Raw genomic sequence first — 23,310 nt, forward strand, 5'->3', positions numbered from 1 at the left:
GGCTACGGATGATCCTTCAAGGTCGGGTCGGGTGGCCCCAGTCGAGGCGGAGCACGGCGAGGTCGTCGGTATGGCGTCCGGCGTTCAGAGAGAGTGTCTCTTTGATGAGTCGGTCGATGTGAGCGGCAGGGTCGGACGGCGGCAGCTGTTCGATCAGGGTGAGGAGGCCATCGACTCCGAGCCGATCTTGCTGGGCTCCGTTGTGGCCTTCGGTGAGGCCATCGGTGTAGAGGGTGAGCGCGCCGGCTGCGGGGAGGATGACCTCGGTGGCGGGCCAGCGCAGCGAACCGGGGGCGACGCCTAGCGCGATGCCGTGTGCGGCGGTCAGTTTCTGTGTGCCCTCGGCTGTGGTGAGGAGGGGTTCGTGGTGGCCGGCGAGGTGAATGGTGGCAGTGGCAGCCTGCTCGTTGAGGGTGAGGATGGTGCAGGTGGCGAAGAGCGGCTGTTCACCCCGTTCGGCGATCAGGATGCGTTCCATAAGACGCAGGAGTTCAGGGCCGCGGTGCCCGGCGAGTATCAGGGTGCGCCATGCGATGCGCAGGCAGACACCCAGAGCTGCGGCGTCGGGGCCGTGGCCGCTGACGTCACCGACGACGGCGTGCAGCAACCCGTCATCGCCTTCGACCACGTCGAGGAAGTCGCCGCCCAGCAGTGCGAGTTTCGCGCTGGGAAGGTAGCGGCTGGTGATGGTGATGGTGGATGTGTCGAGGAGCGGGGAGGGCAGCAAACCCCGTTCCAGGCGGGCGTTCTCTTCAGCCCGTAGGCGGGCTGCCTGTGCTTCGGCGCCTGCACGTTCGGTCTGGCTGCGGTAGACGGCGTAGCGGATGGTGCGGTGCAACCGATCGGCGTCGACTGTGCCCTTGACGAGGTAGTCCTGAGCGCCGGCGGTCATGGCGTCGGCACCGGCTTGCGCTTCGGACAGCCCGGTCAGGACGATCACTGCGGTATGCGGGGCCAGACCGCGGACGGAGGTGACCGCAGTCGTGCCGGAGACGTCGGGAAGGTGGAGGTCGAGCAAGATGCAGTCCACCGGCCTGACTGCCAGTTCCGTGCGGGCCTCGGCCAGTGTGGAACAGGTGATCAGCTTGAACCGCAGTCCCGAGTCGTGGAGGAGTTCTTCGACGAGCAGGGCGTCACCTTGGTCGTCCTCGACGAGTAGGACCTGGTATTCCTGCTCGCCGGCGCCCCTGTTGTAGGAGACCGCTCCAGGCCGGCTCATCGGGTGGGCTCCGCGCCCGCGCGGGTGGCCTCCGGGAGTATGGAGGGGCCCGGTACCTGAGGCGGTTCGGGGGCGAGCGTGAAGATGATGCGGGTGCCGTCGCGGTAGTGCGGGTCGGTGGTGATGGTCCCGCCGTGGAATTCGACGATCTTCTTGCACATCGCCAGGCCGATGCCGCTCCCGGCGTAGCTGTCCTTGGTGTGCAGCCGCTGGAAGATGACGAAGACCTTCTCGGCGAACTCCGGGGCGATCCCGATGCCGTCGTCGGTGACCGTGAACCGCCACAAGGCGTCGTCACGCTGGGCGGTGACGTGAATGTGCGGTGCTGTGCCGGGACGCCGGAACTTGACGGCATTGCCGATGAGGTTCTGCCACAGCATCCCCATCTGCGTCGCGTCGGCGACGAGGGTCGGGAGCGGCTCGTGTGTGATCACGGCTCCGGATTCCTCGATGCCGATGCTCAGCGCGGACAGGGTGCGCTCCATTGTCAGGTTCAGGTCGACGTCGTGGAGGTCGTTGTGAACCCTTCCGACGCGGGAGAAAGCGAGGAGATCGTTGATGAGGATCTGCATGCGGTTGGCGCCGTCGACCGCGTAGTCGATGTACTGGTCGGCCTTGGCGTCGAGCTGTCCGCCGTAGCGGCGCTGAAGAAGCTGGGTGAAGCTGGAGACCTTACGCAGAGGTTCTTGCAGGTCGTGGGAGGCGACGTAGGCGAACTGTTCGAGCTCGGCGTTGGAACGCTGCAGGTCGGCTGCCTGTGCGTCCAGGCGCAGTCGGGCCTCCTCGGTAAAGGCGAGCTCACGGACCAGGCGCCGCCGCATGAAGTCGATCTCAGCGCTCACGCGTCGTAGATCGGCGGGCCCGGTAGGGGTGATGGGGTGGCCGAAGTCGCCGCCGGCAATGGTGCGGGCATCGGAACCGAGTTGTGTCAGAGGGACGGTGATGCCGCGGCGCAGTGCTTCGAAGATGAGGGCCGCGAGGAGGACGATCACTGCGGCGATGGTGGCGAAAACCCAGTTCCGCAGGTTCATCGTGGCCGCCAGGTCTTCCCGGGTCTCAAGGCGGTCCGCCCTCAGCCGCCCCTGCTGATCGTTCATGACTTTTCGCAGCGCGTCGAAGGTGGCCTTGCCCTCGGTGGCGCGTCGGCTTGCCACGGCCGACGGTGCTCCGGCCGGTGAGGCGGCGACGGGTCGGGCGATCCTCTCCTGCCAGGTGCCGATCGCGTCCTTCACGGTCTTCAGGTCGGCGAGAGCGGCTCGGTCGCCGCTCAGCAGCTCCGTCAGTTGAGCGGTGTACGTCCGTTCGTCGGCCAGGCCCTGGCGGTAGGGGGCGAGGAACTGCGTCGTTCCAGTGAGGCCATAGCCGCGGATGCCGGTCTCCTGGTTCAAAAGGGCCGACTCGAGACGGTAGGAGGTGCTCAATGCGGGGGACCGTACGTCGACGAGTTCGTCGCTGATGGATGCCGACCGGCCCAGTATCCAAGCCCCCACTGTTCCGAGCAGCGTCAGAACTATCAGGGATGCCGTGACCCCGACGCGCAACCATCGCCGGGTTGTCCACGTGGAAAACCGCCGCGCCAATGGCATCCCTTCATCGCCGGTCATCTGATGTACCCCTCCGAAGTGACAGCCGCTCCCGACGGATTGCAGCGCGCATACTCTACGGCCAGGACGACAACCATTGTTGTCGCGGGGGGTCTGGGGCTTAGGGTGCGGGTATGCCCGCCGAGAGCTTCGTATTGCGGACCACCCGTCAGGAGACCGCTGCGGTCGCAGATGCGACTGTCGCCGATCTTGCACAGCGGCTCGCTCTCAAGCTGCTGGACGCCCCGTCTGCGGCGGCGGACGGTCCGGCGCGGGCTCTTGCCCTGCTCCACTTGCTTGATCACGTGCAACAGGCCACCGAACGCCTCCAGCATCAGGCAGCCAAGGCGGCTGCCCGTGCGGGGGCCGGCTACCCGCAGATCGGCGAGGCGTGCGGGATGACCCGCCAGGGGGCCCGGCGACGCTGGCCGGGACTCTTCAACCACACCGACGAAGCACTCACGGAGCACCCGATCATGACCACACCCGCCCTCCCCTTCGATGTCCTGCTCGTGGAGGACGATTTGGCGGACGCGATGCTAATCGAGGAAGCCCTTGCCGAACGCGGCGCCCGCAACCTGGTCCGTGTCACCGACGGACTCGCCGCCCTCGAGCATCTCCGCAGCCCAGGCAGCGTCCGCCCCGACCTGATCGTCCTCGACCTCAACATGCCCCGCATGAACGGACGCGAGCTGCTCAGTGTCCTCAAGAACGACGACGACTTCCAGACCATCCCGATCGTTGTCCTCACCACGTCCTCCGCTCCGGACGACGTCGTCGGCGCCTACAGCAGGCACGCCAACGCCTATGTGACCAAGCCCGTCAACCTGGACGAGTTCGAGCAGGCCGTCCAGAGCATCGACGCCTTCTACCGCAACACCGCCACCCGCCCGCCCCGCTCCTGAATCACACCGAGCTCCCCTGCCGCACCGCTGGCCGCTCGGACACGCGGTCCCTCGGCCGTCCTCGATCGACAGCCGAATCGGGGCGTACGGAGAAGGCGAGCAGCATCTCGCAGGCGGTGCAGAGTCTGCCGACGGGAAGGAAGTGGTGCGGCCCCGAAGGCAGGGGTCAGCCGCGCAACTGCTCGGCCGCCCCGGCCCGCCCATGCGCCTGCATCACGGCCGGGCGCGGGTGTGCAGACGCCGCGCACCGGCCGCTGCGTGGCGGTGTGGGGATGACGGCGTCTCCGCGTTATCCCCACGTATTCGATGCCGCAGGCCCACTGCCCTGTTGAGGGGAACCGGAGGCCGATCGTGCCAAACCCCCACACAGCCGACGGTGCTCCGGACCGCCGTCCGGACACTGACACGTCTGTGGGCGTTGTCCCGAAGATCCTCTGCGAGGCTTGATTCCGAACCCCTGAGGGATGAGGGGTATCCCTCTCACTGATCTCAAACAGAGTCGGTCAGAGCTTCGGGCAGCGCCGGGGAGCAGGCGATGACCGTGTCCAGGCCCACGAGGCGGACAACCCGCTGAACCGGTGGGGTCGGAGCAGCCATGCGTAACCAGCCGCCGGCCTCGGTGGTGTGGTGGTGCGCAAAGGCCCGGATGCTGATGGCGCTGGAATCCATGAAGGTGACCCCGCCGAGATCGAGCACGGTCCTTGAGGGGGCATTACCGGGGGCCAGGAGAGCCTCTTGCGCGAGGGGGAAATTTTCGGCGTCGACCTCGCTGACCAGAATCAGGACGCGTATGTCGGCGCTGGTGATCTGGGTGATCGACAGGCGGGCGGCCTGCTCGGCCGGCGGCTGCTGTCTGCTGCCACGCGCCCTTCGGCGTTGCTCTGCACAGTGTGGTCGTCCTCGTCGAGCGAACGGAGATTCAAGCCCCTTCATGATATGGACGCCGCAACCGGGAGGCCTGGCGTCCCAGGTAACCTGCGGCATTCGGATGGTCGGTCCCGTACAAGCAACCGAGCGGGAAGAGACGGGAGCGGGCGCGCATGAACGGATCACTCGAAGACGTGGGGGGCAGCGGTCAATTGGAGGCCTCTCTCGCACTCGACAGTGACGGTTCCCGCATCTCCCAGGCCCGCCACCTCTCGGCCGACTTCCTGGCAAAGGCCCGGGACCAGTACGGCATCCCGGTGGCGACCTCGGCGGTCGAGATCACCCAGCTGATCGTCAGTGAACTGGTCACCAATGCCCGCAAATACGCCCCCGGACCCGCTCTCATGCACCTGCGGATCCTCGGCGCCGTGCTGCGCGTCGAAGTATGGGACAGCAGTCCCATCGCGCCGGCGGCCAAGGAAGCGGACCCGCAGCGGATCGGCCAGCACGGACTGGAAATCGTCACCGCCCTCGCCCTGGCCGTCACGATCGAACCCACTGTCGTCGGCAAACGCATCACCGCCGACATCGCCCTCACCGCCTAGGGCTGTCCGATGGGTCGTGTGAGCTGGTCAGGGCCGTGGCTCAGACGCAGATGAGCTCTCCGAAGGCGCCGTCGTCGGGCTCGCCGGCACTGAGAGCTCGTCGCCAATCCGCCCACGCTTGCCTGCGTCGGCCGGTTGAGGAATTTGGTTGCGGTGGACCAGGCGGTTGCGGTGATATTCCGGCATGAGTAGAGACGCCGAGGTCATCGTGCTCGCCCGCTGGTCGGCCGAGGTGATGGAACCGCTGACCCAGGACGACCCGGAACGCACGTGGCGAGGTCGCTTCGTCCCGATAGCGGGGCACTGGGGCTACCAGTTCGGGTGGGCCCTGGAGTTCGAGAAAGTGCGTGCCCGCAAGGGTCTGCTCAGGCACCTGGAGTCGCTGCCGTGGCCGCATCCGCATACGGTGCAAGTTCTGCTTCGTGACCAGGACGACGACTGCTTCGGGCTATGGATGTTCCAGGAGGGCCGGCTGGTGGAAGTCGCCCTTCCGCGCACCGAGCGTTTCCACGAGCCGGCACCGCCCAATGAGGACTTCGAACCCGACCCGGGCATGCTGCTGCGCACCGACCAGAACACGGCTCTGCCCGAGCAGACCCCAGAAGCACGCCGCGACACCCGCTCACCCTGGTAGACCGAGTTCGACAGCTCATCTTGGGACGTCAGGGCTGTCGACGCGCGCCTGCTCAGCGAACTGCGCCACCACCACCCAGGTGCCGATGAGCTCTGAACGAGGCGTTTCACTGCGCCGGAGCCATAGGCGGATCGCGGCCACGGTGACCGTCCCGTGGAAGACGTACGCCCGTTCGTCGAAGCACGTGGCGACGGCTCGGAAGTTCTTGAGCCGGTTGATGGTCCGCTCGACCTCGTTGCGGCGGCGGTAGATCGTCTTGTCGAAGCCCGTGGGCCGGCCTCCTTGGCTGCCGCGGCGCCTGCGGTTGGCCCGCTGGTCTCTCGGCTCGGGGATCGTGCGCTTGATCTGGCGTCTGCGCAGGTGACGCCGATTACGGCGTGATGAGTATGACGCTTATCCGCGTGGGATGTCTTGTCTCCCCCGACATGGTCGGGCCGAGTGCGCGGTCGTCCACCAGCCTGCCGGGGCACACGGATCTCTTCCGGGACGGGGTGCACTCGGCAGGGGGCGAGCGGCGCTCATCGGCTGCCCTGTCCTTCGCGGGCATGGTGGGTGAGCTGGCGGTCCAGTTCAGAACGGATGTCCTCGCTCAGGTTCCCCGTGTGGGCCCAGTCGGTGTGCTGTTCCGGCACCTGCCGGAGTTTGGTGGTGGCGCGCTGGGACAGTTCGCGCAGCACGTCCCATCCCGCCCGCTCCCCCGTCCCCGGCCGGGTCGCCACCCGTGACACCGCTCTGCCGGTCCTGGCCGGCCCTCGCCCTTGCGGGGCTTCTTCGTACCCGCGGCCCGCTGCTGCGCGCCCAGGAGGGGTGGACGACCGCTTGCGCCTCTCCACTCACCGGCAAACGCCCGAGGCCTTACAGAGCACGGCACGAGTTTCACCCCGCGGGAAGTCGCCCGCATCTCTGCGCCGCCGCCGCTGAACCGGAAAAGTCCCGCTCAGAACTCGCGCGGATAGGCGGGTGGGCTGGCAGGTGCTGGTGGATCACGGGTTCTGTGACAGGCCGTGAGGAGGGGACCGTCAGGTCAGTGGCAGCAAGGTGAGGGCCTGGATCCGCGACGCTGCGAAATCGCTGCCGCAGCGGGGGCAGCCGTTGACCAGTTGGTGTGCTCCGATGTGCCGTCCGAAGATCGGGAGTCCGGTGTCGGGATAGACGGCTCGAAAGCGAGCTGTGCAAGCGTGGCAGGTCAGGGAATGGACTTCCCCGAGGACGACCTCTTCCAGAGCATGCGGGTCCGGTGTGGCGTTCTCAGTGAGGTCGGGTGCTGATCGGTTCGCGGGCCAGACCGCTACGTAGGGAGCTTCTGGTCGCAGGTGCGGCCGGAGGAGTGCCGGACGGAAGCGGTCCTCGAGATGTACGAGGGTCTCGATGGTGGGTCGCAGGGCGGCGGGGACAACCTCATTGGCGGCGAACACCTCGAGTTCGCCCCAGGGCAGTGGGAATCGCCGCATGGGTTGTCCTGTCGTCCGGGGCTGTCATTGTCGCCGACACCGTGGGCGGCGCCGCCAGCGGGAAGTCACGGACGTCGGCGGGGGCGCTCATCCCAGCACCGGAGTCAGCCTGGTGGTTCCCCGCCGAACTCACCGGCGCTGATCCAACGAACCTGCCCGGCCCCACGGCACAGCTGGAACAGCGACCACACCGTCAGCAACCTCTTCCTGTTCCAGCTGCAGCGTCACTCCGGCCACCATGCCAACCCCCTCCGTCGACACCAAACACTGCGTCGCTTCGACGAGGCCCCGCGGCTGCCGTCCAGGTACGCCGGCATGATCGTGCTGGCATGGGTGCCTCCGCTGCGGCGTCGAGTCATGGATCCGCGGCTTCTTGCGCACTGTGACGGAGACCTGACTCAGGCTGGCATCACCCCTGCCGCTCGCACCCGCCTGCTACGTCGCTATCCGGCGACCGGTCCCAACACAGCGAGCACTGCCTGAACAACCTGTTGCGGTACGTGGTCGCGATTGGACGAAGGCAGGAGCATGTGACTGAGCGTCAGCCGAACCGCAACGTCGGCGGCACCAGCTCGCCGCTGACTGGTCGTTTCGGGTGCCCGCCGCGCAAACCAAGCTTCGAGTAGTGCGCGAGCGGAGTCGAATATCGGGTCGGGACGGCTGGCGAGATAGGGCAGCAACGCGTCTGTGTCCTTGTGCGCAGCGTGAAGTACGGCGCTCACCAAGGGATTGTCAGCGCCCTCGGACAACGTATGGGACACGGCCGCCCGCAGGCAGGCGCCCACATCCTGGCCCGGTTGCTCCAGGGCTCTTGCGACGCCCGACAGTACGCGGTCCGTCTCTCGCTGGACAAGAACCCGTCCGATGCCGGCACGGTCCCCGAACTCCTTGTAGATCGAGGGCCGGGACACTTCGGCCCGATCGGCGAGATCCACGACCCGCACGCGGTCCCAGCCATGGGCCGAGGTGAGTTCCTCCGCGGCCGCCAGAACCCGTTCGCGCATCTGTCGGCGCCAAGCTACGCGGGGTGGATCCGGACGTGCGGTGTCCAGATCTGGCAGGTCGTCGGGCACACGCGCAGCTTCTCACAAGTCTGTGGCGCCGCCGGCGTCAACTACGCAGAAGGGCGGGAAACCGGCAGAGCGCCTTCGGCCTCAGGCGGCTGTGCCGATGCTCGGCGCCTCTCCGTCCGGGTTCTACCGGTGGCCGGCCGGCGCGAACGCGCGGACCGGCCGGTGCAGGCGGACGTCGAACTCGCAGAGATCCGCACCGAGTCCGACGGAACTTGCGAGGTCCTGCGAGTCACCGCAGAACTGCACGATGCCGGAGTACAGGTCAATCACTGCCACGGACATAGCGCGGACGTCGCAAGTGGAACGATTCGAGCTCGCCTTGACCGGCGACTGATCTTCCGTCTGGAGCCGAGGCAGGGAGGGGATCGCCATAGAGGTCCTCGAGGCGCTCCCGGTCCGCGTCGGTGACCCAGAAGCGATGGAGCTGGGGGCGGTTCGGAACTGGACCGGCACGATGCCGGCCGCTGCGGTACGACGGACGAGGTCGTCGCCGGCCGCTGGCGCCGCCCCGTCCGCCGGCATCGCCTCGCCCGACCTCTCCCCCACCGACGCCCCCAGCACCATGCCACCGGCGTGAAGTTGTCTCAGAAGCCGTATCCCAGACGAACTTGATCGCTTGATTCCTGCTGGTCAGGAATGTTTTCGCTCGGGGTGAGGGAGGCATTCGCCGTCTGGTGTCCGCTTGACGGTTGAGGGGTGCGCGGTGGCGTCGGTGCTGGGAGTGCCGGAGGAGCGGGAGGCGGCTGCCCCCGTGCGAGGGGAGGGCCCTCGGGACGAAGTCGCCCGGATGCCCGAGGTGTTGGAGGCCGCGGAGATCGAGCTGGACCGGCGGGTGGTCGCGAGGGAGGAACTGGTCGAGGCTCTGGCAGTCTCCGCGGCTGGGACCACTGCCGGGACCGGGGCGGAGAAGGAAGCGGCGCCCTCGGTCGCGCCGGTGCCGGGCTCGACGGTGCCGCCCTGGCGGGACGGACCGCCGGTGACGGTTCTGGCGCCGGACCATCAGCGGATTCTCGGCGTGCTGGAAGAACGTCGGTCAGCATCCCCTGTCCCGCCCCACCGCTCAAAATCCTGCGGCCAGGGCCTCATCTAGCCGGGCTGGACCAACGGTCTTCACACCGGTGTTTTCCCGAAGCGCGGAGCACAACCCATGGCACTCACCAACCCCACCGGCCCCCGACCTCGCCGCAGCAATTCGCGGTCACTGGACAGCGGGGCCTATTCCTGGGCCTGCCTCGGATCGATCGGAATCTCTCGTGCCGTATTCTCGGCGCGCTCCTCGGCCCTCAGCTGCTGCGCCACGGTTCCGCAGCAGCGGTCGTACTGGTTCTGCCAGTCCGCCATGAACATGTCGTAGCTGGACCGGTCGCTCAGCTTCAGGTCCGACTCGTCGTTGTGCCAGACGCCGTTGCTCGTCCAGTTCGAGGAACCGACGAACACGAGCCTGGAGTCGGTCGCCCCCGCGTAACGGCCGCTGACCATCATGTACTTGTCGTGCGTGTAGTGCAGAGCGTTGCCGTTCGCGTCGGTGCCGCGGCTGGTGTCGTGCATGTCGATATTCGGCCGGTTCTTCAGGTAGTTCTGCACGCTGTCATCGACCTGGCCGGCGGTGATAAGAATGTGGATCTTGACTCCGGCTTGCGCCAGACTCACCAGCTTCTTCGGCAGTTCCAGATAGTTCGGGTCGCCCGACTGCCCGTGAGAGGTCCACTGGAACATGGCGATGTTGATCGTGGCCGGCGCCTTGATGTTGCTCAGGAAGTCGACCCAGGTATCGCTCCTGGTGCGTGCCTTGGGCCACTGGTAGGAAGGCGGCGAAAGTTTCCTGGCGGTCGTGGCGCTGGTGGAGTTGTAGTAGTCGGGTGCCAGCGGGCCCGGGCCATTGAGCGCCCCCTTGGCCATGGCGGTGAAGTAGCTGACGTAGGAGTTGTACAGGGCGACGTTGCCCTTGACGGTGGCGCTGCTGTTCCACGCGGTGCCGGCCTGGGCGGAGGTGGGGTTGGCGCTGCTGACGGTCACTGTCCTGTTCGCGTCGCTCCCGCCGCTGAACATGTAGTACTTCGCGTGCAGAGCGGAGCCGGCGTAGTGGGTCAGGCAGCCGCCCGGGCACAGCGCGGCGAAGCTGGAGGCTCGTGGGTCGTTGCCCAACTCGGTGACCATCGACTGCCAGAGTGTATTGCTGCTATGAGCGTCCATCAGAGCCTTGACGATGACGCCGCGTTGGTGCGCGGCTATCAGGGCGTTGGCGAAGTCCGGGCCTGGCTGCGCGTTGCTGATCGAGTACATGGCGACGCGTATGGTCTGCCCGCAACTGGTGCTGTTGATCGATTCGATGATCGGGCCCATGATCTTCATCTGGGCGGCGGGGTCCTCCGGGTCGTTGAAGCGCGGGCCCGGGCCGGAGGTGAACGTCCGCGACTCGCAACTGAGCGGAGTTTTGGCCTTCTTGACCGCGGCGTGTGCCGTCGTCGGCGACAGCACAGTGACGACCAGTGCGATGATCAAGGTGAACGTTCGCTTCATGGGCGGCCTTTCACTGGGCTGGTGATCAAGAGCCGGGCTACCACAAGAAACCAGTGCGCGCGCCGAATCCCCTGTCACCTTATGCGACCTGCGTGTATTTGTGGATGGGGCTGCCGAGACGGTCGCACCGGGCGGCACGCGATGGTCACCGGTGGCGGGTGCGCCGGGCGCGCCCCACCGTCGGGGCTTCGTTGTCCGAGTGATCGGTGCAGCCGGTGTTTGTCGTGGTGGTCGGCGTACTGCTCGATGACGAGGCGCGGGTGGCTTTCTCCGGTGATGAAGGATGCGGTCGGTGGCCTCGCGTCTGCAGGATCCGACCCAGCGCTCGGTGATCGCGTCCATGATGTCGCGCAGGTCTTGCTCGGGCGGCCGGCCGAAGTTCAGAGCTCTGCCTGGCGCTCGAAGCGTCAGGCAGAGAGCACCGGTTCGACCAACTCCCAGCGGACATCGGAGATCGGACAGATCACCCGGGCAAGGACGTCGCGTCGACATGCTTCCGGCGTACCGCATCGACCGATCGACGGCGGTCTTCATTCATCTGCGGCACGATCTGCCGCACGCCGCCCTCGGGCTTCAATAGGGCGTGGACCGCTCCGTCATCACCCGCGTGATCGGTGAGATACGCGTCCTTCTTACCGAGCGGGGGTGTGTGGCCCCGACCGCCCTGGCCTGCGTCTGGTCCGAGCTCGCCCCGAAGGGCAACTCCTCACAGCGGCGGGCGAAACCCTACCCGTCGACTCCTCCGCACGCCCCGGTGGACGGGCACTCGATGCCCATCACCTCCGAACTCCAAGCAGGCCCGTCATCGACTACCAGCACCGGCGCGACGCCCTCGTCACCTGGACGCTCGAACTCAAGAACTGACAGCACACACTCGGCCGGCTCCCAGTCCTCACGCAGCGTCGAAAGCCCATCCGCGACGACCGCAGACGCCCGGCGTCAGCGCCTGCATCTGGACCCGCGTCACCGAAGGCGAGCTCGATTTCGTGCCGTGCCCGCCGCACATCGCCCTCGACCCCGAACGACGTGCCGTCTGGACCCGACAGAGGCACACCGTGTTCCACTGGCTCCGCAAAGCTGACCACCAGCCCTGCTACGGGCGCCCTCAAGCCACTGCTCGAAGGACACGCCAGCAACTGGCCAAGGCGATGGCCATACCTGTTCAGGGACAGTGCGACTGTCCTGAAGTCCGCTCGTCGATCGCACTACCAGCATCCTGGCGTCTCTCACGGCCCTGCCCCTTGGCCCGGGCGGGCGACAAGGTCCAGATGTGAGTTGATCTTCCGAGCGGCGGCACGCGCAGCCGCGGACGGTGTGGGGCGCCTCGAAAAGGGGTCGCCCTGGAAGACATACCCGTCATCACGACACCGGAGATCCACACCATGGCTGCTCAGCAGCCGCTCACCTACGACGCGTCCGTCGAACTCGCCGTCGCCGACTCAGCCGTCGTCGCCAACTGGGCCCGGCTGATGCCGACGAGGCATTCCGGGACTCCACCGGATGGCTCGACGCTTACGCCAACTCCCTCTACCGCTCGGTCGAGAACCGCCGGAACGGCGGGCTTCTGGCGGCCCGCCTCGACGCCGGAGACAGCATGCGGCTCCGCGACGAGAGGAAGTCGAAGGTGTCGATCTCCTCGTTCAGTCGGGGCGCACGAGAACCTGCCCGACGTGGCAGCCAGGTCGAAGGTCACCGTGCGGTCTTCCCGCCCCGGGTGCGGCAGGCGCTGCCGGGGGAGGCGTCACAATTCGGGCAGCCGTGACGTTCTACCGCCGATGCTGCCCGATCGGGCGTGAGATCCATGCATCGCCCAGCAAAAAGCCTGGCCGGCTTGGCGCGGGCGGCCCGTGGCACGGAGAGGCAGCGCGGGTGCGCGCCCACAGCTGAGGCCAGGGCCCTCTCTCGAGATCGTAGGGAATGCTCAGGGCTGGGTGGCGGCATCGATGTCGGGGTGGACAGGGAGAACCCGGTCGAGGCCGACGATGCGCAGAACGCGCTGAGTGTGGGCTGGGGCCGCGGCAAGCGCGATGTCCGCTTGGGCTGCGTGGGCGAGGTTGCGGGCGGCGATCATGGCGCTGATGCCGCTGGAGTCGCAGAAGTCCATGCCGCCCAGGTCCAGGACGAGGCGCTGGCCGGGCTGGAGGGTGAGGACAGCGAGCTGGTCCAGCAACTGGGTGGCGCTGGCGTAGTCGAGTTCGCCGATGATTTCCAGCACGGGTCCGGTCACGGCGTCTCGGGTGGTGATGTTCAGGCTCATCGCGGGTTCTTCGTCTGCGGGGCGGGCACGCCGAGGGCGAGCAGGGCGGTGTCGTCGTCGAGTCCGTCACCGAAGTCGTTCAACAGGACGGTCAGGGCCTCGATGACGGCGTGTGGGGGCTTGCCGGCATGGCCGGCCGTGAAAGTGCGCAGTGCCTCGTCCCCGTAGAGGTCGGTGCGGTCGTCGCCGGTGCGGGCTTCGGTGAGGCCGTCGGTGTAGAGCAGGAGGGTGTCGCCGGGCGTGAGGGTGGTGGTGGCGGTGGCAAAGGGCGCGGTGGGCAGGACGCCGACGAGGAGGCCTCCGGGTGTGGGCAGGAAGTCGGCTGTGCCGTCGGCGCGCAGGACGAGCGCCGGGGGGTGTCCGCCTGAGGCTATGTGGACGGTTGCCTGTCCGGTGGTGGAGTGGGCGTCGAGGATGCCGAAGATGACGGTGCAGTAGCGCGGATCGCCGCCGGTGTAGCGCTCGTGGAGCACCTTGTTGAGGGTCGACAGGGCAGCGACCGGGTCGGGGTCGTGCAGCGCTGCTGTGCGCAGGGTGTAGCGGGTCAGCGAGGTGAGAGCGGCGGCCTCGGGGCCCTTGCCGCACACGTCGCCCAGAAAGAAGCCGAAGCGTTCGCCGTCGATGGGGAAGAGGTCGTAGAAGTCGCCGCCGAGACGGTCGGGAAAGGCGGTGCGGTAGTGGGCGGCCGTCTGTATGCCAGGGACCGGCGGCAAGGTGGTGGGCAGCAGCGACTGCTGGAGGACGGCCAGGGCGTCCTCCAGACGAGCGCGGTCGGCTTCGGCTTGCTTGTGCGCTGTCTCGGCTGCTCTGCGGGCCCGCAGGAGTTCTTCTTCGTAGGCGCGGCGGTCCCTGGCGTCGAAGACGCTGGTGCGGATGAGTATCGGCTCACCGCCGCTGCCGCGCTTGACCGCGGAGGAGACCAGGACGGGCATCCGGGCACCACCGTCATGTTTGATCTCCAGGGCAATGCCGCTGATCTCGCCTTGCATCTGCAGGATCGGCGCGAAATGCGTTTCGTGGTACAGCTTGCCGCCCACGGTCAGCAGGTCGGTGAACCTCATCCGCCCCACCACTGCGTCCCGCTTCAGGTCGAGCCAGCCCAGCAGGGTGGTGTTGACCTTCGCGATGGTGCCGTCCATCAGTGTGGACAGATATCCGCACGGTGCGTTCTCGTACAGGTCTTCGGCGCTGTCTTCCAACAACGCGGCGAACACCGCATTCGATGTCTCTTCGTCATCTGTGCCATGGGGCTCCGGCTGCTGCCCGGCTCGGGACATCACCGCAGGCTCGCCAGAAAACCGGTGAAGGAAGCGTAGCGGTCTTCGCGGAACGCGGACGGATCCGAGCGGCCCGAACCGACGTAGTCGAACAGCACCACCTGATAGTCCTCGAGCAGGGCCGGCACCGTCAGCCGCCACATGTTCTGATCACAGCCGAACCCGTGAGCCAGCACCACCGTCGGCCCCTGCGGGTTGCCGGTGACGGTGACGTTGTTCCTGCGGCTGATATCCATCCGATCAGTCTCCCAGGCCCCAGCCGCCACTCCGGCAGAGCCCCGGATCACCCCCACACACCCCTCAGCTTCTTCACCCACTGCGCAGGGGGCGAACGCAGCTGCGGCACACGCATGAAGCGCGCCTGCAGAGGCCCGGCGGAGCACCGGGATCCGCCATCCGCCCGGGACAGGTGCTGACGACCGAGAGCTGGCATGCCCGGTGCCACCGGGACGGGCGCGGGCGTCGACGCGTCCGGCACGGGGCGGATGCGCTCGGCTGTGCAGTGACGCCCCCGGTGCGGAGAGTCTCGGCGGGCACGCCTCGTCGCCAGAGACGAGCAGATCCCCCTGCCGGCAGGCCGGGGAGAAGGTCACGCGGCCAACGTCTCGTCGGCCCGCCCGGCACCCTCACGGCCAGTGCTGTACCGCTCCAGCAGGGCATCTGCCGCAAGCAGGGCCTGCTCCGCGGTCCGGACCCCGGTCATGACACACAGCGTGTACGTGATGTCGTCCAGCGCCCGGCTGGTACGGCCGGTGGGGCGGACATCGTGTTCGATCCGCGTCTCCGCAAACCGAGCCAGTACCGCGCGCAGGTCCCTCTCCGCCGGAAGGATCATGGTGATGTCTCTCCCCAAACACAGCTCGCGTGACGGCTGGCCGTCACCGCGAAAGACAGGTCGTATGTATGGCATCTGGCGCCGCTCAGCACTGAACGGCAACAGGCAGATCTTCAAGTGCCCTGTACCGAGGGGTCCATGCCACCGTGTTTGCAGCTCTGTCCGCGAGACGGCTCACCGCAGCCCGCGCACGTGCTTGCCGGACCGTCCGGACCGGGAGTTTCATCGTCACCGCATACTGACCCGCTCCCGCCCTGCGGGAAAGCTCCGCCATAGCGCGCGCTACCCCTGGATGTCGTTCCCCAGTCAGTTCCTCGCGGGCGGTGTGCCCGTCAGACGCGGGGCCGGCGTCCGGGTCTGGCCTGTGCATTTCGGGGAACTGCACAGAGCAGGTGCCCTACAGGCGCTCGTGGATACGCTGGGGCCGGTATGAGGAGTGGAGCAGTGGACGAGTCCGAGAGGTCGTTGCTGGACGGGCTGACCGTCGACGAAACAAGGCCCGAACAGCCTGTTCTGCTGGACGAAGGCGGCTGCCCGATCGCCACGTGGCAGGAAAATTATCCATACGAGCGTAAGGTCCAGCGCAAGGAATATGAACGGCTGAAGCGGGTCCTGCAGATCGAGATGCTGAAACTGCAGCGCTGGGCCAAAGACGCCGGTGCCCGCGTGGTTGTCGTCTGCGAAGGACGAGACGCGGCAGGCAAAGGCGGAACGATCCACCGCTTTACCGAACGACTCAATCCCCGCAGCGCCCGCATCGTCGCCCTAGACAAGCCCACCGGACGGGAAGCGGGTCAGTGGTACTTCCAGCGCTACGTGGCCCACCTGCCAGCCCCGGGCGAACTCGTCTTCTTCGACCGCTCCTGGTACAACCGGGCCGGTGTGGAACACGTCATGAACTACTGCACCACGGCCCAGTACGAGCTCTTCCTCCAGCAGTGCCCCCGCTTCGAGGAGATGCTCGTCGAAGACGGCATCGTGCTGGTGAAGTTCTGGTTCTCCGTCTCCCGCAGCGAGCAGCGCACCCGCTTCGCCATCCGCCAGGTCGATCCCGTACGGCAGTGGAAACTCTCCCCCACCGACCTCGACTCCCTTGACCGCTGGGACGACTACACCGTCGCAAAGATCGAGATGTTTCGCGCCACCGATACCGAGCACGCTCCGTGGACCGTTGTGAAAAGCAACGACAAACGCCGCGCCCGCCTCGAGGCCATGCGCAGCCTGCTTTGCCGCATCGACTACAGGAATAAGGACTTTGGGGCGGTCGGGATGCCAGATCCCCTCATCATCGGTCCGGCCGACACCCTCCTTGAGCCCGGCGAAGAGGACACCGCGCTCTCCCCCACTCCTCTCGCCCGACATCCCGAAGGACCAGGAAAGCACCCTGCAACCAGCTGAATCGGGCCTTGGCCGTCGGCACCGTCAGATGGCGGCCAGAAGGACGGCCATGCAGTACGGGTGTATCGCCACCGGGAGCGCCTATCCACAGGGTGCGGAAGGCGATGTCCGCCGGTGCGCCTGCCCACCCGCTGCCATTACCGCCATTCACCGGCCTGCGGGCGGCGGGAACACCGCCAACGGGGTGTAAGTGATCAGGAACAGGTTCGCGTGGTCCAGCCGTCGTAGGACCGCCTCTCGGTGCGGATCCCTGTGTCGCGGTGGTGGACCGCGCTGGTGCCGAACAGTCAGGCAGGCCGACAGCGCGCACAGGGGGCGTCGGCGGCTGGTCGGTGGCCTCTGACAGACTCCGCGGCATGGGATTGTTCAAGCGGGCCAAAGGAACGGAAAGTGCTGGTCAGACCGGGGAGCGGGCCGACCTGAGCGCATTGCTGCTGCAGGGCGAAGACATGATCGAACAGCTGGGTCGTGCGCACATGTCCTGGGGGCTGGGATCCGCGGACCGCTGGGATCTCGACCAGACGACAGGCACGATCACCTGGACCTTCGCCGACAAGACAGCCACGGCACCGGCTCAGATTCTCGGCAGCTTCAGCCCTGCCTCGGGCTCATGGCTGTGGGCCTGGGCCAATCAGAGCATCCTTCCGGACATGAGCCGAGACGCGCGCATCTTCCGGGACTGGGCGCAAGCCAATGGGCATCCCGCTCTTGCTCAGCCGAAGGTCGAGGCCGATGAGAGTGCTGCTGCGACGATCGTGGCCTTGGCTGTCCGGGTCACCAAGGCGACCGGCTACTACCGGGGCCCGGGAGCCAACTCCACCGCGATCATCACATTCGGTCCGGTCACCCTGACCGCCGCGGACGGCAGTGTCTCGGGCTTCGATATCAGTACCGGCTAAGGGCGTGCAGATCTTTAACTCGTCTTTTTGACCTTGGTCTGGGTGGGGTCGGGAGCGAGGAACATCGCGACATCGACTGGTGTGCGGAAGCGGGCGGTTGAGGCACTGATGTGGTGGCCGTGTGCTTCGAGCAACGGGCGGACTTCCTGACTTGCTCGGCAGATGGTCACGGCGGTGCCACGGCACGGGCGACCGCTTTGATCCCGCCGTGGCCGAGGGACTGGGCCTCCGCTCCTATCAGCAGGCGACGCTGCCGCTCCTCGAGGTGCGGCAGCATTGCCTCGAACTTGGCTGCCAGCACGGTCCGTTGCTCTTCCAACTCGCTCATGCCGGACCAACGAACCACTGAACGGAAAGCCACGAGTTAAAGATCTGCACACCCTTAGCGGATTCGCTACACGGTGGGAGGCACCCCTGGGGCGTCGAATCCGCGTACCGATCCGGTGCCGGTGTCCAGGATGCGCGGGTGGCGCGGTTGTTGTTCACACGGGATGATCATCGGGTTCTGTAGGCTTGCCGGCTTCTGAGTGCACTCCGGGGGATTTCATGGACCGCTTGACCTGTCATCGTGGCAAGGCTCTGGCTGCCGTCGTGCTGCTCGCCTGCATGACCATGGCCTGTTCTGGCCCGCCCGCGACTTCGAAGGCTTCTCAGCCCCAGAAGGCGAGGAGCTCCAGCTCCGTACCCACAGCGCGCCCGACGCCCCGGTCCGACCGGGAGCGGCTGGACACGGAGGCCCGCGACCTGCTCAGCAGGACGGATCAGCTGGACTCTGGCGACACGGACTTCGTCTCGTCCGGCTCCCTCGCCGTACCCGGAAAGAACCTGGACGAGACCGTAGAGTCCGGCACCGCCCTGCGGGTGGAGGTGGCATGTGCGGGGGAGGGCACGGTCACCTTCACGGCCGTCTCCGGCACCGCCGAGAAAGCCGAGCGTGTCGACTGCACGCGGCCGATGACGGGCAGATTCGACATCACCACGGCCGGGCCGAGTCTCGCGATCCAGGCCGACTCCCCCGAGCCAGAGAGGGTGGGTACCGCCTACGTCGTCCGGCGCGTCACCTGACCAGCCCGGACACGTGGCCGGTCCTCTCTCTCAAACAGCCCGCTCGGGCCGGAGAGCCGTTCGCGGGCCTCGAACCTCGTGATGCCCTGAAGAGTTGTTCACCGCAGACGTCACTGGCTGGACGCCCATCGCCGTCTCTTCGCCGACGCCCCCGCACGGCGCCGCTGGGAACAGCCGCCCCCGTCGTACGCGATGAGCCGGCTGCCTTCACCTCGTGCGAAGGCGCCGACGATGCGCTCGCGCGCATGGACCGCGACAAGGAGATCAAACGGAGAACCGGACAGCTGAAGGAACCGGACGACTACGAGCGCCTCGGCCTCGGCTATCTCAACTCCCCCGCGCCCGCATCCCGGTGGCCGGACGAAGCGGAGCTCGCCGTCTGGAAGGCCGAGGCAGCAGCCCGCCCAGAGGATGTCGACCTGCGCGAGGCGCTGCGCGCTTTCATCGACCGCAGCGCCCAGGCCTGACACAGCCACCTCACAGGGAGTCCCGGACACAAGCGCTGGCGGAGCTCGGGCTGGAGTGGGCGGCGGCGTAGCAGCCGTCAGCGGACCGCGAGGGCCATGCCGGAGTCGGCGTGGCCCTCGCGCTGTGTCAGGCGCCGGTCCTCTTCGTGCGGGCGGTCAGCGCGTCGCGCAGGATGCCGTCGGACGCGCGCGCCATGCGCAGCGGTTCACGGATCATCTCGGCCCTATCCCAGCGGACGCCGGTCTGGACTCTCAGGTCCAGGAGCCGTCGGTCGATCTCGTGGGACTCGCTCGGGTGGAAGCGGACTGTCGTCGGGACGGTGCCTTCCGCCTTCGGAGCCGGCCGGGGAGCGGTGTCGTACGTCGTCGTGCCCAGCCCAACGAGGCAGCCGTGCATGAGGACGTGCGGCACCGTTCCAGGCTGTATAGACGCGCCTGGCGTCAGGCAGCGGACGAGGGCCCAGAGGGTCCGGGCCGTCCCCGGCGGCACCGGGAACGGCCCGGCCGTGTCAGGAACGCCTGCGACGGGCGAGCACGAGCAGACCGGCCCCGGCGACCAGGACGCCTGCGGCGACGCCCAGCGGCAGCACCGGGTCGGACCCGCCGGTCCGCGCCAGCGGTTCGCTCCCGCCGTGGGCCCTGAGGCCGGACTTGTCGTCACCGGCCCCGTCGGATTTCGCCCTCTTGCCGCCGGCCGAATCCGCGCCGGTGCCCGCGCCGGCGCCGTCGGTCGCATCCGGGCTCTGATGCCCCGGCGCCGATGACTCACCGCCCCCCGTGACGGCTCCCGCGGCGGCTCCGAAGCTGTACGCGCCCCGGTCCGGTGCGCCGCCCTTGCGGGTCGCCCCGGTGAAGTCTGTGGTCATGGGCGTGAGCGGGGTGGCGGAGCCGATGGCGGGTGAGCCTTTCATGAGGCGGAAGTCTGCGTTCGGGCTCGTGCCGGGGGCGGTGAATTTCGGGTCGGCGATGATGTCGTGCGGGCCCTTGGTCTCGGGTGCCTTGCCGCCGAAGTAGACGTTGTAGTCGTACGTGACGTTCACGTTGCGGGAGTTGCTGTTGGTGGCCTGGCCCGGGCGGCCGTAGGCGATGTTGTTGAGGAGCCGTACGTCGGTGCTGTCGTGGGCGAAGACGTTGGCGTAGGGCGTCTTGATGCGGGTGCTGCGGCCGTTGAGATAGGCCGTGTTGTGGACGATGTCGACGTGCTGGCTCTTGTAGGCGTGGATGCCTGAACCGCCGTTGTCGTAACTGATGTTGTCGGCGACCAGGACGCGTCCGTTGTAGGCCGGCCTCCCTCGTCCAGGGTCGCCCTTCGTCGTGTCGACGATGATGCCGTTGCCGTCGGAGTAGCAGCGGCAGCCTTCCCACTTGACTTTGGTCTCGTTGTCGTGGACCCGGTTGCCGGTGATGCGGACCTTGTACGTCCGGGGGTCGCCGCCGCCGGTGTCGCGGGGGGTGAGGATGGAGATTCCGCTGCTGCCGTAGACGGTGAACCAGGCGTTGGAGTGGACGTCGTTGCCGATGATGTCGACGTGGTCGGCCTCGATCGCGGAGATCCCGCCGCCCGCGCAGTCGTGCACCAGGTTGCCGATGATGTCGACGTGGTGGGGGAACGTGCCGGACTCCCGGTTCTTCTCCACCGATATGCAGTTGGTGTTGTACGTGGGGTCGGTCTTGCTCGCCGAACGTTCGGCGTCGGCCAGGGACAGCGCTGCGTTGTTGCCCTTGACCTCCAGGTTCTTGATGACGATGTGCGAGGCGCCGTAGACGCTGACGCCGTTCCAGGCGGTCTTCGGGTTCAGGACCGGATGGTGGCCGGGATACGCCGTGAAGGTGATGGGAGCTCCCGGACGCCCCGAGCGTTTGATGGTCAGCACGTTGGAGCCCTTGCGGGGCTCGGTGTAGGTGCCGTTCATGACGGCGACGGTGTCGCCGGGGCCGGCCAGGTCCGCGGCCTTCTGCAGGGTGCGAAACGCCGATCCGGCCGACGTGCCGGGATTGGAATCGCTACCGCTGGAGCTCACGAAGTAGGTGGGGACGGGGGCCTTCGCGGGCCGGGACGTGCGGAAGCTCGCGGCAACGGGAGAAGGGGCGGGGGTGCGGCTCTCTACGGGGGTGGGCGTCCTCGTCATCGTCGACGGACTCACCTGGGAAGCCGTGCTTCGCGCGCCGGCGGAGGACTCCGCCCCCGACGGGACCATGACGAGGCCCGTCACCACGAGCGCTGTCACCCCGGCGGCGACGGCCGCGCCCGTCACCTTGGCACCGAGTCCGACGAGCACACCGTGATCGCCACTCGGACGGCCGGTCACACGACGGCCGTGCCCACGGAACGCCGGCCGGTGAGCGGTGTGCCGGGCGGCTGCGGCCGGGTGGGGATGGCCCCCGGCGCCGGCGACACCGGCCTCGACCGGGTTGCCCGCGCGACCGGGTACGAGCAGCGGCAGGCCGGCGAGCAGCCGCTCGGGCGAAACCAGTCGTCCCGCGGAATGCCCGCACGGCTCGCAGGAGCGCAGGTGCCGGGCGATCCGCTTGCGCAGCAGGGGGCTGGGAGTCGGGTCGCCCGGGCCGGCGAGCTCGGTCAGCTCCGCGCAGCGCGGGGTGCGGGACAGCGCTCGCACGACCGTCCGTGCCACGTCCAGTTGGGTCTTCATCCGCTGGACCTGGACCGCGAGGTGGGCCGCCGGAAGGTTCATAGCCGCTGCGATGTCCTTGCGGGACAGCCGCCCGCACGCCTCCAGCCACCACAGCGACAGCAGGTCGCGGTGCGACGGGTCGAGCCACGCGGTGGCCGCGGCGACCTGCCGCTGCTCGGCGGAGAGCGACTGCCGCAGCAGGAAGAGGGTCGCGAAGTCGGGTTCCGGCGCGTGCCGTTCCTCGGCGTGCTCCAGTGTCGTCAGCCGACCAGACCGCGCCCGGCGCCGGGCGTCGGTGAGCTGGCGGACCGCGATGGCCACCAGCCACGAGCGGAACTTCGCCGTGTCCCGCAGGTCCGGCAGCGCGCGGATCACCGCGACCATGGTGTCCTGCACGATGTCGTCGACATCGAGGTCGCTCTCCGCCGCGCGCCCGACCACGTTGTAGACCAGCGGCAGGGCGCCTTGGGTGAGCCGTTCGACGGCGTCGGCGTCTCCGCCGCGGGCCGCCTCGACCGTGCGGCGGTCCGGAAACGTGTCGGTCCTGCCGGACCCGTCATGTCGCATGCGATACATCCTCGGGCAAGAGCAACTGCGGCTGCTCTGGTGGGCGGTTGTCGCAGCAGGAGACGACCGGACGCCACGGGCATAACACTTTTCCCCCAGGCCCGACCTGCCTTCCTCCTCGCCGGACGGCCGCCTCTCAGCTCGGCCGCCCCCTCCGCGTCGAGCAGGTGGAGGACGCGGCCTCGTCACCGACGCCGACGGCGCGCTCGTCCCGCGGCGCATCCACGCCCTGCCGGTCGGACACCGCCGGGACCGCGTCCCCGGTGTGACCCTGGTCGGCGACGCGGCCCACCTGATGTCCCCCTTCGCCGGCGAGGGCGCCGACCTGGCGATGCTCGACGGCGCCGAACTCGCCCAGGCCGTCGCCCAGTCCGCCGCCGGCCTGGAGACGATGTTCGGCGAGAAGGGCTGGAGCGGACGACCGAGTTCTTCCCGTCCGTGCGGGACGGCGCCTGACGGGACTGCTCCCTTGCTGACGGTGACGGCCGTCACCGCGGCCGTCACCGGAGGGCGTCGAGCCGGGTGTTCTGCTGGGCCACTCTCCTTTCGATGACGGCGGCGAGGTCCTTCGCCCGCTCGGAGCTCCCTGACGTGCGTTCACTCGCGCACAGCACGCGGACCTGGACCAGATGGGCCCACAGACTCTCGGTGAAGAGGCGGTCGAAGCTCTCCCCCGTCACCGTCCTCGCCCTGCGCACCGTGTCGAGCGTGACCATGCCCGGCATGTTGTGCCCCTCGTGGGGGCGGGTGTCGGGAACACCCGAGAGCTCCAACAGCTCACGCAGGTCGACGAGTTCGTCCTTCAACCTCCTTCCCGCCTCCTCGGCCCAGCCGGCCAGGGCCGGGCGACCGGCGCGGGCGGGCGCCAAGTCGATGAGCAGCGAGGCCCGTTCGTCCATGGGGATCATCAACTGGATCCATGCCGTGTCGGTGTCGTTGAAGGCGGCGGGCGCGGGCCTGTCGGGGGCCCGCCGCGGGGGGGGCGCCGCGCCCCACCCCGCCCCCGGCACGGCGGGCCCCCGCCCCCCCGGGCCACAAGAAACCCCGGGATTGAA

At 67.9% G+C, this 23,310-nt stretch carries 22 protein-coding genes and 4 pseudogenes; 9 read left to right on the forward strand and 17 right to left on the reverse strand.

What is annotated here, in order from left to right:
• Positions 1-16 precede the first annotated feature (16 nt).
• Both ACFYW7_RS35565 and ACFYW7_RS35570 read right to left on the reverse strand, forming a co-directional pair.
• Positions 17-1,219, reverse strand: coding sequence for a PP2C family protein-serine/threonine phosphatase (locus tag ACFYW7_RS35565; protein ID WP_389510170.1), 1,203 nt, complete (start codon positions 1,217-1,219; stop codon positions 17-19).
• On the reverse strand, positions 1,216-2,823 hold the full coding sequence (locus ACFYW7_RS35570; RefSeq protein ID WP_389510172.1) for a CHASE3 domain-containing protein: 1,608 nt from the start codon (positions 2,821-2,823) through the stop codon (positions 1,216-1,218). Before ACFYW7_RS35570 ends, ACFYW7_RS35565 begins: the two co-directional genes overlap by 4 nt.
• Positions 2,824-2,936: 113 nt before the next feature.
• Between ACFYW7_RS35570 and ACFYW7_RS35575 the strand changes: the two genes are divergently transcribed.
• Positions 2,937-3,707, forward strand: a complete 771-nt coding sequence (locus tag ACFYW7_RS35575) for a response regulator (RefSeq protein WP_389510174.1) — start codon at positions 2,937-2,939, stop codon at positions 3,705-3,707.
• Positions 3,708-4,196: 489 nt separating this feature from the next.
• On the opposite strand, the gene ACFYW7_RS35580 is transcribed toward ACFYW7_RS35575, so the two are convergent.
• Positions 4,197-4,640, reverse strand: a complete 444-nt coding sequence (locus tag ACFYW7_RS35580) for an STAS domain-containing protein (protein ID WP_389510176.1) — start codon at positions 4,638-4,640, stop codon at positions 4,197-4,199.
• A gap of 107 nt (positions 4,641-4,747) precedes the next feature.
• On the opposite strand from ACFYW7_RS35580, the gene ACFYW7_RS35585 reads away from it, so the two are divergent.
• Both ACFYW7_RS35585 and ACFYW7_RS35590 read left to right on the forward strand, forming a co-directional pair.
• Positions 4,748-5,179, forward strand: a complete 432-nt coding sequence (locus ACFYW7_RS35585; protein WP_389510178.1) for an ATP-binding protein — start codon at positions 4,748-4,750, stop codon at positions 5,177-5,179.
• A gap of 184 nt (positions 5,180-5,363) precedes the next feature.
• Positions 5,364-5,813 (forward strand): hypothetical protein, encoded by a 450-nt coding sequence (locus ACFYW7_RS35590; RefSeq protein ID WP_389510180.1) that lies wholly within the window; start codon positions 5,364-5,366, stop codon positions 5,811-5,813.
• Between the two features lie 114 nt (positions 5,814-5,927).
• Here ACFYW7_RS35590 and ACFYW7_RS35595 read toward each other — a convergent pair.
• The 4 genes and pseudogenes from ACFYW7_RS35595 to ACFYW7_RS35610 form a co-directional block, all read right to left on the reverse strand.
• Positions 5,928-6,301: pseudogene (locus tag ACFYW7_RS35595) on the reverse strand (transposase); the annotation flags it as partial.
• Positions 6,302-6,331: 30 nt separating this feature from the next.
• Entirely contained in the window at positions 6,332-6,532 is a 201-nt protein-coding gene (locus ACFYW7_RS35600; RefSeq protein WP_389510182.1) for a hypothetical protein, read from the reverse strand.
• A gap of 1,175 nt (positions 6,533-7,707) precedes the next feature.
• Complete coding sequence (locus tag ACFYW7_RS35605; RefSeq protein ID WP_389510184.1) at positions 7,708-8,337, reverse strand: TetR family transcriptional regulator; 630 nt, start codon at positions 8,335-8,337, stop codon at positions 7,708-7,710.
• Between the two features lie 123 nt (positions 8,338-8,460).
• Positions 8,461-8,613 carry a hypothetical protein gene (locus ACFYW7_RS35610; RefSeq protein ID WP_389510186.1) on the reverse strand — a complete coding sequence of 51 codons (153 nt, stop codon included), beginning with the start codon at positions 8,611-8,613 and terminating at the stop codon, positions 8,461-8,463.
• 511 nt (positions 8,614-9,124) lie between these two features.
• Between ACFYW7_RS35610 and ACFYW7_RS35615 the strand changes: the two genes are divergently transcribed.
• Entirely contained in the window at positions 9,125-9,427 is a 303-nt protein-coding gene (locus tag ACFYW7_RS35615) for a hypothetical protein (protein ID WP_389510188.1), read from the forward strand.
• A 125-nt stretch (positions 9,428-9,552) separates the two neighbouring features.
• Here the strand turns inward: ACFYW7_RS35615 and ACFYW7_RS35620 are convergent, their stop codons facing one another.
• From ACFYW7_RS35620 to ACFYW7_RS35645, 6 genes and pseudogenes are all read right to left on the reverse strand, one after another.
• On the reverse strand, positions 9,553-10,857 hold the full coding sequence (locus tag ACFYW7_RS35620; RefSeq protein ID WP_389510238.1) for a phosphatidylserine/phosphatidylglycerophosphate/cardiolipin synthase family protein: 1,305 nt from the start codon (positions 10,855-10,857) through the stop codon (positions 9,553-9,555).
• Between the two features lie 330 nt (positions 10,858-11,187).
• Positions 11,188-11,349: pseudogene (locus tag ACFYW7_RS35625) on the reverse strand (IS5/IS1182 family transposase); the annotation flags it as partial.
• A gap of 1,429 nt (positions 11,350-12,778) precedes the next feature.
• Positions 12,779-13,114, reverse strand: coding sequence for an STAS domain-containing protein (locus tag ACFYW7_RS35630; protein ID WP_389510190.1), 336 nt, complete (start codon positions 13,112-13,114; stop codon positions 12,779-12,781).
• Positions 13,111-14,391, reverse strand: a complete 1,281-nt coding sequence (locus ACFYW7_RS35635; RefSeq protein WP_389510192.1) for a PP2C family protein-serine/threonine phosphatase — start codon at positions 14,389-14,391, stop codon at positions 13,111-13,113. The genes ACFYW7_RS35630 and ACFYW7_RS35635 overlap by 4 nt, the downstream gene beginning before the upstream one ends.
• A gap of 17 nt (positions 14,392-14,408) precedes the next feature.
• Positions 14,409-14,627 (reverse strand): annotated as a pseudogene (locus tag ACFYW7_RS35640) (alpha/beta fold hydrolase); the annotation flags it as partial.
• A 353-nt stretch (positions 14,628-14,980) separates the two neighbouring features.
• Positions 14,981-15,226, reverse strand: coding sequence for a DUF5133 domain-containing protein (locus ACFYW7_RS35645; protein WP_389510194.1), 246 nt, complete (start codon positions 15,224-15,226; stop codon positions 14,981-14,983).
• 429 nt (positions 15,227-15,655) lie between these two features.
• On the opposite strand from ACFYW7_RS35645, the gene ppk2 reads away from it, so the two are divergent.
• Positions 15,656-16,624, forward strand: coding sequence for a polyphosphate kinase 2 (ppk2, locus tag ACFYW7_RS35650; protein ID WP_389510196.1), 969 nt, complete (start codon positions 15,656-15,658; stop codon positions 16,622-16,624).
• 356 nt (positions 16,625-16,980) lie between these two features.
• Complete coding sequence (locus ACFYW7_RS35655; protein ID WP_389510198.1) at positions 16,981-17,523, forward strand: DUF6882 domain-containing protein; 543 nt, start codon at positions 16,981-16,983, stop codon at positions 17,521-17,523.
• A gap of 166 nt (positions 17,524-17,689) precedes the next feature.
• On the opposite strand, the gene ACFYW7_RS35660 is transcribed toward ACFYW7_RS35655, so the two are convergent.
• On the reverse strand, positions 17,690-17,851 hold the full coding sequence (locus tag ACFYW7_RS35660) for a hypothetical protein (protein ID WP_389510249.1): 162 nt from the start codon (positions 17,849-17,851) through the stop codon (positions 17,690-17,692).
• A gap of 227 nt (positions 17,852-18,078) precedes the next feature.
• Between ACFYW7_RS35660 and ACFYW7_RS35665 the strand changes: the two genes are divergently transcribed.
• Both ACFYW7_RS35665 and ACFYW7_RS35670 read left to right on the forward strand, forming a co-directional pair.
• Positions 18,079-18,588 (forward strand): hypothetical protein, encoded by a 510-nt coding sequence (locus ACFYW7_RS35665; RefSeq protein ID WP_389510200.1) that lies wholly within the window; start codon positions 18,079-18,081, stop codon positions 18,586-18,588.
• A 245-nt stretch (positions 18,589-18,833) separates the two neighbouring features.
• Entirely contained in the window at positions 18,834-19,055 is a 222-nt protein-coding gene (locus tag ACFYW7_RS35670) for a hypothetical protein (RefSeq protein ID WP_389510202.1), read from the forward strand.
• A gap of 127 nt (positions 19,056-19,182) precedes the next feature.
• On the opposite strand, the gene ACFYW7_RS35675 is transcribed toward ACFYW7_RS35670, so the two are convergent.
• On the reverse strand, positions 19,183-19,467 hold the full coding sequence (locus ACFYW7_RS35675; RefSeq protein ID WP_389510204.1) for a hypothetical protein: 285 nt from the start codon (positions 19,465-19,467) through the stop codon (positions 19,183-19,185).
• A gap of 97 nt (positions 19,468-19,564) precedes the next feature.
• The gene (locus tag ACFYW7_RS35680) at positions 19,565-22,255 is read right to left on the reverse strand and encodes a sigma-70 family RNA polymerase sigma factor (protein WP_389510206.1); all 2,691 of its coding nucleotides are present in this window, start codon (positions 22,253-22,255) and stop codon (positions 19,565-19,567) included.
• Between the two features lie 175 nt (positions 22,256-22,430).
• On the opposite strand from ACFYW7_RS35680, the pseudogene ACFYW7_RS35685 reads away from it, so the two are divergent.
• Positions 22,431-22,711: pseudogene (locus ACFYW7_RS35685) on the forward strand (FAD-dependent oxidoreductase); the annotation flags it as partial.
• A 44-nt stretch (positions 22,712-22,755) separates the two neighbouring features.
• Here the strand turns inward: ACFYW7_RS35685 and ACFYW7_RS35690 are convergent.
• Complete coding sequence (locus ACFYW7_RS35690; RefSeq protein ID WP_389510208.1) at positions 22,756-23,265, reverse strand: DUF305 domain-containing protein; 510 nt, start codon at positions 23,263-23,265, stop codon at positions 22,756-22,758.
• Positions 23,266-23,310 lie beyond the last annotated feature (45 nt).

Origin of the sequence: Streptomyces sp. NPDC002580 (genome assembly GCF_042889485.1) — a bacterium.
GTDB lineage: Bacteria > Actinomycetota > Actinomycetes > Streptomycetales > Streptomycetaceae > Streptomyces.

Excerpts from the sequence above, each read along its gene's own strand:
- ACFYW7_RS35565 (WP_389510170.1), bottom strand. The coding sequence starts at position 1,219 with ATGAGCCGGCCTGGAGCGGTCTCCTACAACAGGGGCGCCGGCGAGCAG.
- ACFYW7_RS35570 (WP_389510172.1), bottom strand. The coding sequence starts at position 2,823 with ATGACCGGCGATGAAGGGATGCCATTGGCGCGGCGGTTTTCCACGTGG.
- ACFYW7_RS35575 (WP_389510174.1), top strand. The coding sequence starts at position 2,937 with ATGCCCGCCGAGAGCTTCGTATTGCGGACCACCCGTCAGGAGACCGCT.
- ACFYW7_RS35580 (WP_389510176.1), bottom strand. The coding sequence starts at position 4,640 with ATGAAGGGGCTTGAATCTCCGTTCGCTCGACGAGGACGACCACACTGT.
- ACFYW7_RS35585 (WP_389510178.1), top strand. The coding sequence starts at position 4,748 with ATGAACGGATCACTCGAAGACGTGGGGGGCAGCGGTCAATTGGAGGCC.
- ACFYW7_RS35590 (WP_389510180.1), top strand. The coding sequence starts at position 5,364 with ATGAGTAGAGACGCCGAGGTCATCGTGCTCGCCCGCTGGTCGGCCGAG.
- ACFYW7_RS35615 (WP_389510188.1), top strand. The coding sequence starts at position 9,125 with ATGCCCGAGGTGTTGGAGGCCGCGGAGATCGAGCTGGACCGGCGGGTG.
- ACFYW7_RS35620 (WP_389510238.1), bottom strand. The coding sequence starts at position 10,857 with ATGAAGCGAACGTTCACCTTGATCATCGCACTGGTCGTCACTGTGCTG.
- ACFYW7_RS35630 (WP_389510190.1), bottom strand. The coding sequence starts at position 13,114 with ATGAGCCTGAACATCACCACCCGAGACGCCGTGACCGGACCCGTGCTG.
- ACFYW7_RS35635 (WP_389510192.1), bottom strand. The coding sequence starts at position 14,391 with ATGTCCCGAGCCGGGCAGCAGCCGGAGCCCCATGGCACAGATGACGAA.
- ACFYW7_RS35645 (WP_389510194.1), bottom strand. The coding sequence starts at position 15,226 with ATGATCCTTCCGGCGGAGAGGGACCTGCGCGCGGTACTGGCTCGGTTT.
- ppk2 (WP_389510196.1), top strand. The coding sequence starts at position 15,656 with ATGAGGAGTGGAGCAGTGGACGAGTCCGAGAGGTCGTTGCTGGACGGG.
- ACFYW7_RS35655 (WP_389510198.1), top strand. The coding sequence starts at position 16,981 with ATGGGATTGTTCAAGCGGGCCAAAGGAACGGAAAGTGCTGGTCAGACC.
- ACFYW7_RS35660 (WP_389510249.1), bottom strand. The coding sequence starts at position 17,851 with ATGAGCGAGTTGGAAGAGCAACGGACCGTGCTGGCAGCCAAGTTCGAG.
- ACFYW7_RS35670 (WP_389510202.1), top strand. The coding sequence starts at position 18,834 with ATGGACCGCGACAAGGAGATCAAACGGAGAACCGGACAGCTGAAGGAA.
- ACFYW7_RS35680 (WP_389510206.1), bottom strand. The coding sequence starts at position 22,255 with ATGCGACATGACGGGTCCGGCAGGACCGACACGTTTCCGGACCGCCGC.